Genomic DNA, 13,953 nt, shown 5'->3' with positions numbered 1-13,953 from the left:
TCAGACCCCCGGCGGCCCGTCGGGCACCGACGGGACGGCGGAGACGAGGTCGCCGTACTTCTCCCGGGCCGCGGCGAGGCGGCGGCCGAGGAACTCCTCGGGCCAGGCCGGGTCGCCGGCCTCGTAGTTGCGCAGGAGCTGGCGGGCCAGGTTGACCTTGTGCGCCTCGGTGGGCCCGTCGGCGAGGCCGAGGGCGAGCCCCGTGGTGAACATGTCGACCAGTGGAAGCTGCTCGGTGATGCCGAGCCCGCCGTGGACCTGGATCGCCCGCAGCACGATCGACTGGATGACCTTCGGGGTGAGCACCTTCAGGGCCGCGATCTCGGTGCGGGCGGCATGCTCGCCCTGGGTGTCGATGAGCCAGGCGGCGTGCAGCACGGCGAGGCGGAACGGCATCAGCTCGGTGTAGGACTCGGCGATGAACCCCTGCACGAACTGCTTGTCGGCCAGGGAGCTGCCCTGGGTGAAGCGGCTTTTGGCGCGCTGTCCCATCATGTCGATGGCCCGCTGGGCGACGCCGATCGCACGCATGGCGTGGTGCAGCCGGCCGCCGGCCAGCCGGGACTGGGCCACCTCGAAGCCGCGTCCCTCCTGGCCGAGCATCGCATCCGCCGGCACCCGCACCCCCTCGTAGCGCACCAGGGAGTGGCCCGGTTCGTGGTGGTGCGCGCCGAACACGTGGTGGCTGTCCTCGATCACCACTCCGGGGGTGTCCCGCGGAACCAGGAAGGTCGACGCGCCGTGATGCACCGGGACGTCGGGGTTGGTGATCGCGACGATGATGAGGAACGAGGCCACCGCGGCGTTGGACGACCAGTACTTGCGACCGTCGATCACCCACTCGTCGCCTTCGCGCCGGGCCCGGGTGGTGAACACCCGCGGGTCGGCGCCGCCCTGCGGCTCCGTCATCGAGAAGCAGGAGAAGATCTCGCCGGCCAGCAGGGGCGCCAGGTAGCGCTCCTTCTGCTCCGGCGTGCCGAAGCGGGCGATGATCTCGGCGTTGCCGGTGTCGGGTGCCTGGGTGCCGAACACGATCGGCCCCCAGTCGGTGCGGCCGAGGATCTCGTTGAGCAGGGTCAGCTTCACCGCGCCGAAACCCTGCCCGCCGAGCTCCGGGCCCAGGTGCGGCGCCCACAGGCCCTCGTCGCGCACCCGCTGCTTGAGCGGGTCGACGATCTTGCGCCGTTCGTCGTCGAGGGGCAGGTACTCGCAGCCCGGGAACAGCACGTCGAGCGGCGCCACCTCGTCGCGCACGAAGGCGCGGACCCACGTCAGCTTGGTCTCGAACTCGTCATCGGTCGAGAAGTCCCATGCCATGGTTTTCTCCTCCCAGCACTTTTTTCCTCCCACTACTCGGGCCGGTGTCGGCTCAGGGGACGGTGTCGGCTCAGGGGACGGTGTCGGCTCAGGGGATACCGCCGTCGACCCGCAGGGTCGCGGCGGAGGTGTAGCTGGACGCATCCGAGATCAGGTACAGCGCGGAGCCGACGATCTCGGGCGGGTCACCGGCACGGCGCAGCGCGTGCGCCTGGGTCGCCTCGCCGACGGCGTCGAGGTCCCAGTGCCGGCTGACGTCGGTGTAGAACGGGCCGGACATGAGGGTGTTGACGCGCACATGCGGGCCGAGGGCGAGCGCGAGGCCCTCGGTGAGCGCGTTGAGTCCGGCCTTGGCCGCGGCGTACGGCAGGATCGCCGGGGTCGGCCGGATGGAACCGGTGGAGCTGACGTTCACGATGGAGCCGCGCCCCGCGGCGACCATCCGTTCGCCGACAAGTACCGACAGCCGGAAGGGACCCTTGAGGTTCAGGTTGACGACCGCGTCGAACAGCTTCTCGTTGACGTCGCCGAGGGTGTCGTACAGCGGCGACATCCCGGCATTGTTGATCAGCGCGTCGACCTTGCCGAACCGTTCGTAGGCGGCGTCGACGAGACCGGGCAGCTCGTCCCAGCGGCCGACGTGCACCGCGTAGGGCAGGGCCTTGCGGCCGGTCTCGGCCTCGATCTCCGCGGCGGCGGCCTTGCAGGAGTCGAGGTCGCGGCTGGCGATGACGACGTCGGCCCCGCAGCGCGCCGCACCGAAGGCCATCTCCCGGCCGAGCCCACGGCTGCCGCCGGTGATGAGTACGACGCGGTCGGTCAGATCGAACAGGGTGTCTGCGTATCCCATGGTCAGCCTCTCCGGGCCGGCAGCGAGCGGGCGAGGTCGGCGGCGGTGGCCAGCAGCTGCAGCACCAGCGGCCCGAACGTCTCGACCTTGGGGTCGACCGCCCCACCGCCGGCGAGGGCCGCATAACTCTTCTCCAGCACCACGCCCAGCTTCCAGTTGGCCAGCACCAGGTAGTAGTCGATGTCCTCGGTCGAGCGGCCGCTCACCCGCTCGTAGTGCTCCAGCAGTTCGGCGCGCCGCGGCATGCCGGAGACGTCGAGGTAGAAGCCCTCGGTGCGCGGCTGCTCGCCGTCCCAGCCGAGCAGCGCCCAGCCGAGATCGAGCAGCGGGTCGCCGATCGTGGTCATCTCCCAGTCGATGATGGCGGCGAGCCGGGCCGGGGTGCCATGGCGGAACATCACGTTGGCGAACTGGTAGTCGCCGTGCATGATCCCGGGTTCGAAACCGGCCGGACGGTTCGCCCGCAGCCAGTCGGCCGCGGAGTCGAGACCGGGCAGCTCGCGGAAGCGGTAGGCGCCGAGGAAGGTCAGCCAGCGGTCGACCTGCCGCTCGTGGAAGTTCTCCGGCCGGCCGAACCCCTCGAGGCCGCGGGCCCGCCAGTCGACCCGGGACAGCTTCGCGATGCCGTCGACGAGTTCGAACGCCAGGCCGCGGCGCGCGGTCGGGTCGGTGTCGAACGGCGCCGGCCAGGAGCCCGTCGGACTCCAGCCGTCGACCGCACGCATGACGTAGAACGGCATTCCCAGCACGTCCCCGGTGACGTCCCCGGCGACGAGCTCGGCGTGCGGCACGTCGGTCCCCCGCAGCGCACGCACCAGCCGCAGCTCGCGGCGCAGCCCGTCGACCCGGGACGCGCTCGCCGAGGGCGGCGGCATCCGCAGCACCGTGCGCTCGCCCCCCCGGGTCAGGGAGTACAGCTCGTTCTGCGAGCCGCCGGTGAGCCGGTCGATGACGGGCAGCTCACCGACACCGGGCACCTGCTCGGCGTCGAGCCAGCGGGCCAGTCGGGCGGCGTCGAGCCCCACGCCCGGCAGGGCCGCGCCCGCGCTCACCCTCGGCCCCGGCTCGGGTTGGCTGGCTGGCTGGATCGGGTTCCCCATCCGGACCTCCTCGTCGACGGGAGCGGGACGAGCGCCAGAATAGCATTCTGTCCAGTCCAGAACCAGATTCTGAGAGATGGCCCGATCCGGCCCCGCGCCGCGCACCTCGCACGGCACACTTGCAGCCATGGAGTCGACCCGACTGGAGTGGGACGGAGCGCCCGCGTCCGTACGCGCCGCCGTCGATCGAGCGCTGCGCCGCCACCAGCGCGACGCCCTCGACGAACTCGGGCAGATCCTCGACGCCGCGCTACGGGTGGCGGTCCGGGTGGCACCGGCGGAGCCGCGGGTGAGCGACATCGTCGCCGAGGCCGGCACCTCGAACCAGACCTTCTACCGCTACTTCGCCGGCAAGAACGAGCTGATGCACGCCGTGATGGAGCGCGGTGTCCTGCGGGTTCGCTCCTACCTGGGCTACCAGATGGCCAAGCAGACCGGCCCCGCCGATCAGATCACCGCCTGGGTGCAGGGACTGCTGACGCAGCTCACCCTGCCCGAGGTGGCCACCCAGAGCATCGCGATCAGTCGACTGACGCTGCGGTCGGGCGGTTCCGGCCCGGGGCGGGCGACCCTCGACAACCAGCTCGGCGAACTGCTGGTCGCGCCGCTGGCCGCCGCCGGGCGGCCCCACCCCGAGCTCGACGCGCAGGCGATGCTGGACGTCGTGCTCGGCGCGCTCGAACGCCACGTCGCGACCGGTACCGGGCCCGACGCGGTGGAACGCGAGCATCTGGTCACGTTCTGCACGGCCGTCGCCGGGCAGGCCTGACCCCGGAGGCATCCCCCTGGTGTGGTCTCCCTGGGGTGGTCTCCCCCCGCTCAGCGCGGCGGCCCACCGGCGGGCAACGGCGTGCGTGCGCCGAGCAGACCGCCGACGAGCAGGAGCGCGAGCGAACGGTGGACGTCGTCGCGGTCGAGCACCGGATGGCGCTGCCAGGCGTGGTAGGGAAACTCGCCGAGCAGAACCCACAGCACGACGGCGGCCGCCGACGGGTCCAGTGATCGCCGCGGCGCCCACCGCGCCAGCAGCCGCGCGGTGACCTCGTCGAGGTAGGACCGCATCTGGCGGCTCAGCAGCTGCAGCTGGACGGTCGGCAGAACCCCGGTCGTCCACACGTGAAAAGTGGGGCCGTGCTGGCGCAGGACGTCCAACCAGCGGTCGATCCAGGTCAGGACGTCGGTGGCGTGTTCGGCCCGCAGCAGGCCATCGAGATGGGCGCAGAGGTCGACCGCCGCCTGGTGGGCCAACGTCGCGAAGATCGCAGACCGGTCCTCCCAGTACTGGTAGAACGTGCCGTGGGCGACGCCGGCCTCGGCGGTGATGTCGTCGACGCTCGTCCCGGCCAGCCCGCCACGCTCGAACGCCTTCCTGGCGGCGGCCAGGATGCGCCGGATCGTCGGCTCGGACCGCCGGGTGACCTGCCGGCGAAGGCCGAGCGGAACCGTCTCGCGCCAGGCCCCGAGCGGATCTGTGCGGTCCGTACTCCGCTCGAGGAGCAGTTCGGGCCAGGGCGGACCGGCACCGACGGCGCCCGCCGCGCCCGTGGGGCCGCCGTCTCGGGGGAACAACGACGAGTGGATGATGGTCGCGAGCGCGGCGTGCACCGAAGCCTCGGAGGTGCGGACATCGGGGCGGCGTGGAGCGAAGACGACGTGCGTCCACTGCATGAGGCTGATGCTTGCGATCGCGATGACGCGGGTGTCCACCGGACCGGTGCCGGCGAGGGCGAGCCGGGGCCGCATCGCATCCGCGAGCACGTGCAGGTACCGCTCGGAGGGATCTTCGGGCTCCAGTTCCTCGTCCGCGATCAGCGGCCAGGTGGCGAAGACGGGCGAGTGCCGGCGCAGGACCTCGTCGAGACCACCGAGCCAGGCGCGGAACTCGGCCAGCCCCGCCGGTCCGGGCTCGATGACCCGTTGGCGGTGGAAGTGGCGGACAAGATCTGCCCCGAGCTGCTCATAGAAGATGGCGAACAGAGCTATCTTGCTCGGGAAGTACTGGTAGAAAGCCGTGTCCGAACGACCGGTGGCCTCGGTGATCGCCGAGATGCTGGTCCCGTGGTAGCCGCGCCGCGCGAACAGGGCACGGGCCGCCGCGACGATCTCCGCGCAGGCCCGCTCCCCTTCCGGGCCGATCACGGGACTGACCGGATAGGGATCCCGCCGCCGCGACGGCAGGATCAGCGCGCGCTCGGGCCCGACCACCACCCGGCGCCCCCTTACGTTTTCCCCACCCGGCACGATCGCAGGGCAGGGCACTCCCGCAGGCAAGTGTAGGGTGCTGTTCGGCCAGGCGGCCCGCTCGTGGCGCCCCACCGGCGATCGTGTCGGGCCTGCGGGGATATCGACCCGACGTGACGATCCCGCCGGCGGTGCTCAGCCTGCCGATTACCAGAGCGAGGAATACAGTTGCGCGGCGCCGCCGGCCGAGCCCCCGTTGCCCTTCCCAGTAGTCCCGCATTAGTGTCCAACTAATTGAACTTTGGATGCGGTAACGCGACGATGCGGCAGGGCGGCAGAGTGGCCGTCCCCTGGGAGGCAACATGACAGCGCGGGTGGTCCTGTGACGCTGCGGGTGGGCATTGTGGGAGTCGGCTGGGGGGCGATCGTCCAGGCCCCGGCCTACCGGGCGGCCCAGGGCTACGAACCGGTGGCCCTGTGCGCGCGGACGCCGGAGCGCCTCGGGAAGGTGGCAGCCCGGCTGGGCATCGAGGACACCTCGACCGACTGGCAGTCCTTCGTGCGCCGCGACGACCTTGATCTGATCTCGGTCGCGACCCCGACCGCGCTGCACCACGAGATCACCCTCGCCGCGCTGGACGCGGGCAAGGCGGTGCTGTGCGAGAAGCCGCTGGCCGCCAACCCGGCGCAGGCGCGGGAGTTGGTCTCCGCGGCACAGGAGTCGGGCCGGCCGACCGGCTGCTGCTTCGAGAACCGCTGGAACCCGGAGTGGCTGGCCATCACCGACCGGGTGCGCGACGGGCTGCTCGGCACCCCGCACGTGGCCCGGGTCAGCCGCAGCGCCTCCTACTGGCATCCCAGCCGGCCCCTGCAGGCCGCCTGGATGTACGACCGTGCCCAGGGCGGCGGCTACCTCGCCGGCATGCTCGTCCACGACCTGGACTTCGTGTGCTCGCTGTTGGGGCCGCCGGTGGCGGTGTGCGCCGATGTGCGCAGCTCGGTGCCGACGCGGGCGCTGCCCGACGGCGGGGAACTGGCCGTGACCGCGGACGACACCTCCGCGCTGCTGCTGCGCCTCGCCTCCGGCGCGATCGCGATCCTGAGCCTGTCCACGATCGGCGCGAACGTCGACCACTTCCGCCTCGAGCTGCTGGGCGGGGACGGCACCATCGTCGCCGACGGCAGCCTGCGCCACACCGTCTACCAGGCGGGCCCGGCGAGCGAGAAGGGGCTGGCGCCGCTGGCCCCGGTCGAGCGCGAGCCCGCCGCGCCGCAGCACCTGCCCGACGGGCTGGCCGGGCATGGCAGCCGGGCGATGGCGCTGATGCTCGAGGACTGGCTGCCCGCCTTCGACGGCAAGCCCACTCCGGTCCCCACGTTCACCGACGGGCTGCTGAGCCTGGAGATCATCGACGCGGCGCACCGGTCGTCCGAGGGCGCCGGCTGGGTGTCCATCGAGCTCTGAGGATCGGCGGGCGAAAGGTGGAGCTCCGCCGGCGCGGGGGGCTACAGTCCCCCGCGAGGACAGCAGGAAGGACGGTGTACGCATGACCGACGCAGGAACCAACCCCGCCGCCGTCCCGCAGCGCGAGGACGAAGACGACCAGGATCTGCTCACCTACGGCGAGGTGGCGGTTCGCCTCGCCGAGGAGATCGAGGCGCAGAGCGCCCTGGTCACCGAGCTGGAAGGCGCCGAACCGGCGGACGCCGAGCGCGTCGGGCGGGAGCGCGCGCGGCTCGCCGCGTTGCGCGACGCCCAGGAGCGCAACCAGCGGCGGCCGATCAACGATGAGAACTTCGAACGGTTCTTCGGCTACCGGGGCACGCCCCGCTACGAGAGCTGAGACCAGCGCCAGGTCCGCCTGGCACCCGCCGCCCCGGCTGATGATCCATGGCCACCCGGGGCGGCGGTGGCACCATCCGCCGGGGGCCCGGCGCCGAGAGTGCAGACGGGTGCGAGACGCATTCGTCGACCGCCCCGCAGGCCCCGTCCGTTGCCTTACTTCTTTCCCAGCAGTTCCCTCATCTCTGTTCCATGACGTTCCCACGGGGTCTCACGATGCGTAGTCGTTCTTATTCCTTATCGTTATCGAGCGCCGCCGCGATGCTGGCGTTACTCGCCGCGGGGGCGAGCGCGTGCTCGTCCGCGACGGCATCGTCGGCGGCATCCTGTGACAGCCCGGGCGTGACCTCATCGGAGGTCAGGCTCGGGCTTCTTTATCCCGACTCCGGGCCGACCGCGGCCTCGCTGGCCGCCACCCGCGCCGGGGTCGATGCCCGCATCGGCCTGGCGAACGCCGCCGGCGGCATCCACGGACGAAAGATCGTCTACGACTGGCGGGACGACCAGGGCGACCCGGCGGCCAACGGGGTCGCCGCCCGGGACCTGGTCGAGCAGCAAGGAGTCTTCGGCGTCCTGGAGTACTCCCTGGCTGCCGACGGCAGCGCCCAGTACCTCGCCGACCGTGGCGTCCCGGTCGGCGGGCTGGCCACCGGCGATGCCTGGGCGAAGCACCGCAGCATGTTCTCGTTCTCCTCCACCACCGGCGCCGCGACCGACACCTACGGCACGTTCCTTCGCTCGCAGGGCGCGACGAAGGCCGTCCTGCTGCGCACCGCGCTGTCCGCCGGGGTCGGCAACACCAGCGCCAAGATGACCCAGAGCGCGCGGGCCGCCGGCATCCCGGTCGTCGACGAGATCCCCTACACCGCGAACGCGGACAGCCTGGTGTCCGTCGCCCGTCGCATCGCCGGCAGCGGCGCCGACACCCTGCTCACCGTCATCAACGCCCCCGACCTGCCCGCGGTTCTCACCGCGGTACGCGCCGCCGGGGTGAACCTGCGCGCGGTCCTGTCGGTCAGCGGCTACGACACCCAGCTCCTGCACGACTCGGGCGGCGCGCTCGCCGGCGTGACCGTCCCGGTGTTCTACCGCCCGTTCGAGGCCGGCGGCCCGGCGATCGAGCAGTACCGCACGGCGATGGCGCGCTACGCCCCGCAGGTCCCCAACCCGCAGCAGGAACTGGCGATGATCGCCTACATCGACACCGACCTGTTCCTGCGCGGGCTGACCGAGGCCGGCGCGTGCCCGACCCGCGAAGGCTTCGTCACCGCCCTGAACGCGGTGCACAACTACAACGCCGGCGGGCTCATCCAGCCGATGGACCTGGCCCGCGACCGGGGCCAACAGACAACCTGCTGGTCGTTCGTCCAGGCGAACCGGGCCGGGGACGCCTTCACCGTCGTCCGTGAGAACCTCTGCGGCCACGAGCTGCCCGGCGGCACCGGCTCCTGACGCCGACCGGCGGCCCGCACCCGCCCTCGCGCTACGGCGACGAGCTGGCAGCGGTCGGCGCTGCGGTCGGGACGGCTGCGGTCGGGACGGCTGCGGTCGGGACGGCTGCCGCCTCGTGGCGGGCGCGCAGGGCGGGGCGGGTGAGCTTGCCGGCGGCGTTGAGCGGCAGCGCGTCGACGACGTACCAGTAGGCGGGCACCTTGAACCCGGCCAGCCGGTCGCGGACGAAGCTGCGCAGCTCGTCGGCGGGCGGCGGGCGGTCGGGATCGGCGGGGACGACGAAGGCGGCCAGTGTCTCCCCCAGCCGGGCATCGGGCACCCCGACGATCCCGGCGTCGGCCACCCCGGGATGCTCGACGAGCGTGTGCTCGATCTCCAACGGGTACACGTTCTCCCCGCCGCGCACGATCATGTCGTTGCGCCGGCCGACGAGGTGCAGGTAGCCGTCGTCGTCGAGGAAGCCGAGGTCGCCGCTGTGCAGCCAGCCGTCGGCGGCGTGCACGCTCAGGTGCGCCGCGGCGGCGAACACCTCGCCGACGCCGGCGTCGTCCGGGTCGTCGATGCGCAGCCGCAGCCCGGGGACGGGCCGCCCGACGGTGGTGAGCAGAGCGGGGACGCCCGCCGCGGCCCGGTCGTGGTCGGCGGGGGTCAGGCAGGTCAGTGGGCTGCCCTCGGTCTGACCGAACAGGTTGACCAGGCGCACCCCGGGCAGCACGGCCTGCACCCGGCGCAGCGTCTCGGGGCTGATCGGCGACGCACCGTAGATCAGGGTGCGCAGCGGCACCGCGTCGAGGGTCCCCTCGGCCAGCAGCATCTCGATCATCGTCGGGACGAGCTGGCAGTGCGTGGCGCCCTGCTCCCGCAGGCCGGCCCACCACTGGTGGCTGAAGCGCGACGTCGGCAGCACGGTCGCGCCGACCGTCACCGCGACGAGCGTGTTGCCGAGCCCGCCGATGTGGTGCAGCGGCGAGCCGGTGGCGTGGCGGCTGTCCGGGCCGAGATCGAGCAGGCCGGACAGCAGCTCGGTGCGCGCGGCGAGCACCTCCTGGGTGACGGGCACCCGCTTGGCCGCCCCGGTGGTACCCGAGGTGTGCAGGTACAGCGCGACCGGCCCGCCCGGCCCGGGCGGCGCCGCGCCCGACGCCCGCAGCGCCGGCACGGGTACCACCCGCACCCCGGCCAGGGCGGCGGCCTCGGCCGCGACGGCGGCCCAGGCGGGTTCGGTGAGCAGAACACCGGCGCCGGCGGCGCGCACCGGGCCGGCGAGTTCGGCGGCGGTCAGCCGGGGCCCGAGCGGGGCCACCGGACGGTCGGCCGCCGCCCCGCCGAGCAGCAGCGCCAGCGCGTCGGGGTTGCTGGTGAGCAGCGCCGGAACCGGCGTGCCCGCCGGCACACCGAGCTCGGTGAGGAACTCGGCGGCGTACGTCGCCCGCCCGACGAGCTCGGCGCCGCTGACCGGACCGCCGGCGTCGAGCACCGCCGGGCGGGCGCTGCCCGCGTGCACCGCAAGCACCCGCTCCAGCCAGCCCGCGCCGGCGCCACCCGCCGGGCCAGGCACGCCGGGGCTGCCCGCCGGGCCAGGCACGCCGGCGGCGGCCGCCGGGTCAGGCACCGACGTAGCCGACGGTCTTGGCCTCGGTGTAGGAGGCGAAGCCCTCCAGGCCGCCCTGCCGGCCAAGACCGCTCATCTTGTACCCGCCGTACGGGCCGTCGGAGCCGTAGAACATCCCGCCGTTGACGTTGATGCTGCCGGTGCGGATGCGCCGGGCGACGCCGAGGCCCCGCTCGACCGACGCCGAGTACACCCCGCCCGACAGGCCGTACGGGCTGTCGTTGGCGATGCGGACCGCGTCGGCCTCGTCGTCGAACGGGATCGCGCACACCACCGGCCCGAAGATCTCCTCCCGGGCGACGGTCATCGTGTTGTCCACGTCGGCGAGCAGCGTCGGCTGCACGTAGTAGCCGCGCGGCAGGTGCTCGGGCCGCCCACCGCCGACGACGACCCGCGCCCCCTGCGCGCGGCCGGCCTCGATGTAGCCGAGGACCCGCTCGCGCTGGCGGGCGTTGATGAGCGGCCCGGCGAGGTTCGCCGGATCGGTCGGGTCGCCGTAGGGCAGGGCACCGATCACACCGCCGAGGATCTCCACGCCCTCGGCGTAGCGGTCGCGGGGCAGCAGCACCCGGGTGAGCAGCGCGCAGCCCTGGCCGGCGTGCAGGCAGGCGCCGAAGCCGGCCAGCGGCAGCACCGCGGCGAGGTCGGCGTCGTCGAGAACGATCATCGCCGACTTGCCGCCGAGCTCGAGCAGGGTGCGCTTCATCGTCGCCGCGGACTTCTCCACGACGAGCCGACCCACCGGTGTCGACCCGGTGAACGACACCATGTCGACCCGCGGGTCGACGAGGAGCTGGCCGGCGACGGCGTTGTCCGAGCAGGGCACCACGTTGACGACGCCCGGCGGGATGTCGGTCTGCTCGGCGATGAGCCGGCCGATGCGGGTGGCGTTCCACGGCGTGTCCGGCGCGGGCTTGAGCACGACCGTGTTCCCGGTCGCCAGCGCCGGGCCCAGCTTGTTGATCGTGACCTCGAACGGGAAGTTCCACGGCACGATCGCCGCGACCACGCCGACCGGCTCCTGCCAGACCGCCCGGTGGCTGGGGCCGAAGAGCTGGGTGTCCGGCAGGGACCGTTCCCAGGGGAAGCTGTCCATCAGCTCCAGCGGGCCGCGCAGCCCGTCGGCCAGCGGCCAGTCGAGCTGGGCGATGCCGGTGACGGCGACGGGCGCGCCGGCCTCGGCGACGAGCTCGGCGCGCAGCTGCTCACGCTCGCCCTCCAGCGCCTGCTGGAGCTGCGCCAGGCAGCGGCGGCGCAGGTCCCGGTCGGTCGACCAGGCCGACTCGTCGAAGGCGCGGCGCGCCGCGGCGATCGCCCGGTCCAGGTCGGCGGCGGCGGCGTCGCTGGTCTGGCCCAGCACCTGCTCGGTGGCCGGGTTGATGTTGTCGTAGACGGCGCCGCCGGTGGCCTCGACCAGCTCGCCGTCGATGAGCATCCGGGCCTCGCCGACCACGGTGGGGGTGGTGGGGGTGGTGGGGGTCGCGCTCGTCATGGGTCCTCCGCAAGTCCTCCGCCTCCACCACGCCGGGGGGCGGTGATCCGATCGGGTGAGCGGGCGGCCGGGGCTGGCCGTCGCCGTGCTAGCGGCGAACGTCCATGCCGGCGTCGACCTTGAGCAGGCTGCCGGTGAAGGAGCGGGCCGCCGAGGAGATGAGGAACAGGATGGCCTGGCTGACGTCGCCGGGCTCGATGATGGGCAGGTCGGGCAGCATCGTCTGCATCGCGTTGACGAGGTTGGGGTTCGCCTCGATCACACCGAACAGCGCCGGGTTCTCAGTGACCATCGGCGTGGCGCAGTTCGTCGGCGCCACCGCGTTGACCCGGATGCGGTGCGGGGCCAGCCAGTTCGCGTACGAGCGGACCAGCGCGATGACGGCGTTCTTGGCCATCCCGTAGGCGTCGGACCCGCCGCGGCCGTCGGTGAGCGGCAGCAGCGCGGCCATGGAGCTGGTGGCGACGAGGTTGCCGCCCTCGCCGCGGTCGATCAGGTGCGGGATCGCGACCTGGAAGGTGTTCCACACGCCGATCTGCATGATGTCGATGCCGAGGCGCAGGGCCTCGTCGGCATCACGCTCGGCGCTGTTGCTGAGGATGACCCCGGCGTTGGCGAGGACGGTGTCGATGTGGCCGAACCGCTCGACCCCGGCGTCGAAGGCGGCCTGCAGCGCGGCCCGGTCACGCACGTCGGCCTCGGCGGTGAGCATCTGCCCGCCGGCCTTCTCCACCAGCCGGGCGGTCTCGGCCAGGTCGTCGGCGGTGCCCAGCTTGTAGGGCACGGCGGGGAGGTCGCGACAGATGTCGACACCGACGATGTTCGCCCCCTGCTCGGCGAACGTCACCGCATGCGAGCGGCCCTGTCCGCGCGCCGCACCGGTGATGAACACGACCCGGTCGTCCAGCAAACCCATGAATGCTCTCTTCTCACGTCTGTCGGCCACGGACCGGTGGTCCGCGGGGGCGGGGTCCGGTCGGGCGGCGCGGATGGTCCGGCCGGCGGGGCCCGCGCTCCCCCCGAGCACCGGCCGCCTGTGAGCCACCACACTAGTAAGACACCTGTCATTTTGGAACCCCGGAGAGGGTCCGGATCGCCGGTGCCACGTCTCGGACGCCTGGCCACCTGCACCTCGGACGCCCGCCCACCTGGCGGAATACACCTCCACATACACTCGTTGCACACGCAACGCGATGCCGGAGTCACCGTCCGGGAACCGCTCGTCGCGCCGAGGCCGAGGGGAGGCCGGGTTGCCGACGCCCGAACCGCTTTCCCCGCCTCGCCCGCGCACGGACGCCGCGGGCGCCGACTCTCCCACCGCCGGCGGGGACACGCTCACCCCCGACAGGGAGCCGCTCAGCCCCGGCGGCCAGGGCCACACCCCCGGTGGGGGCGCCTGGCTGCCGCGGCACCGGCGTGCCCCGTATCCGGCCAGCCAGGTGATCGGCGCGGAGGGCGCCCGCGCCTGCCAGGAGATCATCGCCGCGGCGCGGCGGCTGTTCGCCGAGCGCGGTTACCACGGCACGAGCGTCCAGGCGGTGGCCGAGGCCACCGGCCGCTCCGACGCCGCCTTCTACCAGTACTTCCGCGGCAAGCTGGAGGTCTTCCGGATCTTCTTCGAGGAGCTCGGCGTCGACCTGGTCGACCACTTCCAGCGCCTGCCGGTGCTCAGCGAGGGACCGGCGGGGCTCGCGGTGTTCCGGGCCTGGCTGGACGAGCTCGGCGCCGTGCTGCGCCAGCACTCACCGGTGTTCGCGGAATGGCCGGTGTCCGCGACGGAGGCGCCGGTCGTCGACAGCCCGTCCCTCGACACCGCGGCCGTCGAGAACCCGTCCGAGGAGTACCTGCAGGTGCTCGCCGCGAGCCTGCCGCCGCGGCTGGCCCGCGCCGACACCGGCGGGGTGGACACCCGGGTGCTCTCCGTCGCCGTGATCTGCATCGTGGAGTGGACGCACATCGTCTCCGACGCCCGCGGCAGGATCGCGCGGCGCCCCGACGAGGACGACGCGCTGCATGACGCCCTCGCCGACATGATCCACCGCTCGTTCTTCCCCGCTCCCGAACCGAGCCCCCGCTCCTGCGAACCGACCCCGCGCTCCCCTGGCC

At 72.9% G+C, this 13,953-nt stretch carries 12 protein-coding genes; 5 read left to right on the top strand and 7 right to left on the bottom strand.

From position 1 onward, the window contains the following. From NBZ85_RS16900 to NBZ85_RS16890, 3 genes are all read right to left on the bottom strand, one after another. Positions 1 to 1,317, bottom strand: coding sequence for an acyl-CoA dehydrogenase family protein (locus NBZ85_RS16900; RefSeq protein ID WP_261556834.1), 1,317 nt, complete (start codon positions 1,315 to 1,317; stop codon positions 1 to 3). Positions 1,318 to 1,405: 88 nt separating this feature from the next. Beyond that, a complete protein-coding gene (locus NBZ85_RS16895) occupies positions 1,406 to 2,167 on the bottom strand; it encodes an SDR family NAD(P)-dependent oxidoreductase (protein WP_261556833.1) in 762 nt (253 codons plus the stop codon). A gap of 2 nt (positions 2,168 to 2,169) precedes the next feature. Beyond that, on the bottom strand, positions 2,170 to 3,267 hold the full coding sequence (locus NBZ85_RS16890; protein WP_261556832.1) for a phosphotransferase family protein: 1,098 nt from the start codon (positions 3,265 to 3,267) through the stop codon (positions 2,170 to 2,172). Positions 3,268 to 3,343: 76 nt separating this feature from the next. Between NBZ85_RS16890 and NBZ85_RS16885 the strand changes: the two genes are divergently transcribed. Next, positions 3,344 to 4,036 (top strand): TetR/AcrR family transcriptional regulator, encoded by a 693-nt coding sequence (locus tag NBZ85_RS16885; RefSeq protein WP_261556831.1) that lies wholly within the window; start codon positions 3,344 to 3,346, stop codon positions 4,034 to 4,036. A 50-nt stretch (positions 4,037 to 4,086) separates the two neighbouring features. Here NBZ85_RS16885 and NBZ85_RS16880 read toward each other — a convergent pair whose 3' ends face one another. After that, on the bottom strand, positions 4,087 to 5,475 hold the full coding sequence (locus NBZ85_RS16880) for a TetR/AcrR family transcriptional regulator (protein ID WP_261556830.1): 1,389 nt from the start codon (positions 5,473 to 5,475) through the stop codon (positions 4,087 to 4,089). Between the two features lie 355 nt (positions 5,476 to 5,830). Between NBZ85_RS16880 and NBZ85_RS16875 the strand changes: the two genes are divergently transcribed. From NBZ85_RS16875 to NBZ85_RS16865, 3 genes are all read left to right on the top strand, one after another. Next, on the top strand, positions 5,831 to 6,913 hold the full coding sequence (locus NBZ85_RS16875; RefSeq protein WP_261562205.1) for a Gfo/Idh/MocA family protein: 1,083 nt from the start codon (positions 5,831 to 5,833) through the stop codon (positions 6,911 to 6,913). Positions 6,914 to 6,995: 82 nt separating this feature from the next. After that, entirely contained in the window at positions 6,996 to 7,292 is a 297-nt protein-coding gene (locus tag NBZ85_RS16870) for an acyl-CoA synthase (protein ID WP_261562204.1), read from the top strand. 215 nt (positions 7,293 to 7,507) lie between these two features. Next, on the top strand, positions 7,508 to 8,743 hold the full coding sequence (locus tag NBZ85_RS16865; protein WP_261562203.1) for an ABC transporter substrate-binding protein: 1,236 nt from the start codon (positions 7,508 to 7,510) through the stop codon (positions 8,741 to 8,743). Positions 8,744 to 8,774: 31 nt separating this feature from the next. Here the strand turns inward: NBZ85_RS16865 and NBZ85_RS16860 are convergent, their stop codons facing one another. From NBZ85_RS16860 to NBZ85_RS16850, 3 genes are all read right to left on the bottom strand, one after another. Next, complete coding sequence (locus tag NBZ85_RS16860) at positions 8,775 to 10,355, bottom strand: class I adenylate-forming enzyme family protein (protein WP_261562202.1); 1,581 nt, start codon at positions 10,353 to 10,355, stop codon at positions 8,775 to 8,777. After that, the gene (locus NBZ85_RS16855; protein WP_261562201.1) at positions 10,348 to 11,847 is read right to left on the bottom strand and encodes an aldehyde dehydrogenase family protein; all 1,500 of its coding nucleotides are present in this window, start codon (positions 11,845 to 11,847) and stop codon (positions 10,348 to 10,350) included. The genes NBZ85_RS16860 and NBZ85_RS16855 overlap by 8 nt, the downstream gene beginning before the upstream one ends. A gap of 88 nt (positions 11,848 to 11,935) precedes the next feature. Next, a complete protein-coding gene (locus NBZ85_RS16850) occupies positions 11,936 to 12,763 on the bottom strand; it encodes a mycofactocin-coupled SDR family oxidoreductase (RefSeq protein ID WP_261556825.1) in 828 nt (275 codons plus the stop codon). Between the two features lie 334 nt (positions 12,764 to 13,097). Here NBZ85_RS16850 and NBZ85_RS16845 point away from each other — a divergent pair. Beyond that, positions 13,098 to 13,953 (top strand): TetR/AcrR family transcriptional regulator (locus tag NBZ85_RS16845; protein ID WP_261562200.1); only part of this gene is annotated, 856 nt, incomplete at its 3' end.

The organism is Frankia tisae (assembly GCF_025403405.1).
Taxonomy (GTDB): domain Bacteria; phylum Actinomycetota; class Actinomycetes; order Frankiales; family Frankiaceae; genus Frankia; species Frankia tisai.
This window is presented reverse-complemented; position numbering and strand designations above follow the sequence as displayed.

Excerpts from the sequence above, each read along its gene's own strand:
- NBZ85_RS16900 (WP_261556834.1), bottom strand. The coding sequence starts at position 1,317 with ATGGCATGGGACTTCTCGACCGATGACGAGTTCGAGACCAAGCTGACG.
- NBZ85_RS16895 (WP_261556833.1), bottom strand. The coding sequence starts at position 2,167 with ATGGGATACGCAGACACCCTGTTCGATCTGACCGACCGCGTCGTACTC.
- NBZ85_RS16890 (WP_261556832.1), bottom strand. The coding sequence starts at position 3,267 with ATGGGGAACCCGATCCAGCCAGCCAGCCAACCCGAGCCGGGGCCGAGG.
- NBZ85_RS16885 (WP_261556831.1), top strand. The coding sequence starts at position 3,344 with ATGGCCCGATCCGGCCCCGCGCCGCGCACCTCGCACGGCACACTTGCA.
- NBZ85_RS16870 (WP_261562204.1), top strand. The coding sequence starts at position 6,996 with ATGACCGACGCAGGAACCAACCCCGCCGCCGTCCCGCAGCGCGAGGAC.
- NBZ85_RS16865 (WP_261562203.1), top strand. The coding sequence starts at position 7,508 with ATGCGTAGTCGTTCTTATTCCTTATCGTTATCGAGCGCCGCCGCGATG.
- NBZ85_RS16855 (WP_261562201.1), bottom strand. The coding sequence starts at position 11,847 with ATGACGAGCGCGACCCCCACCACCCCCACCACCCCCACCGTGGTCGGC.
- NBZ85_RS16850 (WP_261556825.1), bottom strand. The coding sequence starts at position 12,763 with ATGGGTTTGCTGGACGACCGGGTCGTGTTCATCACCGGTGCGGCGCGC.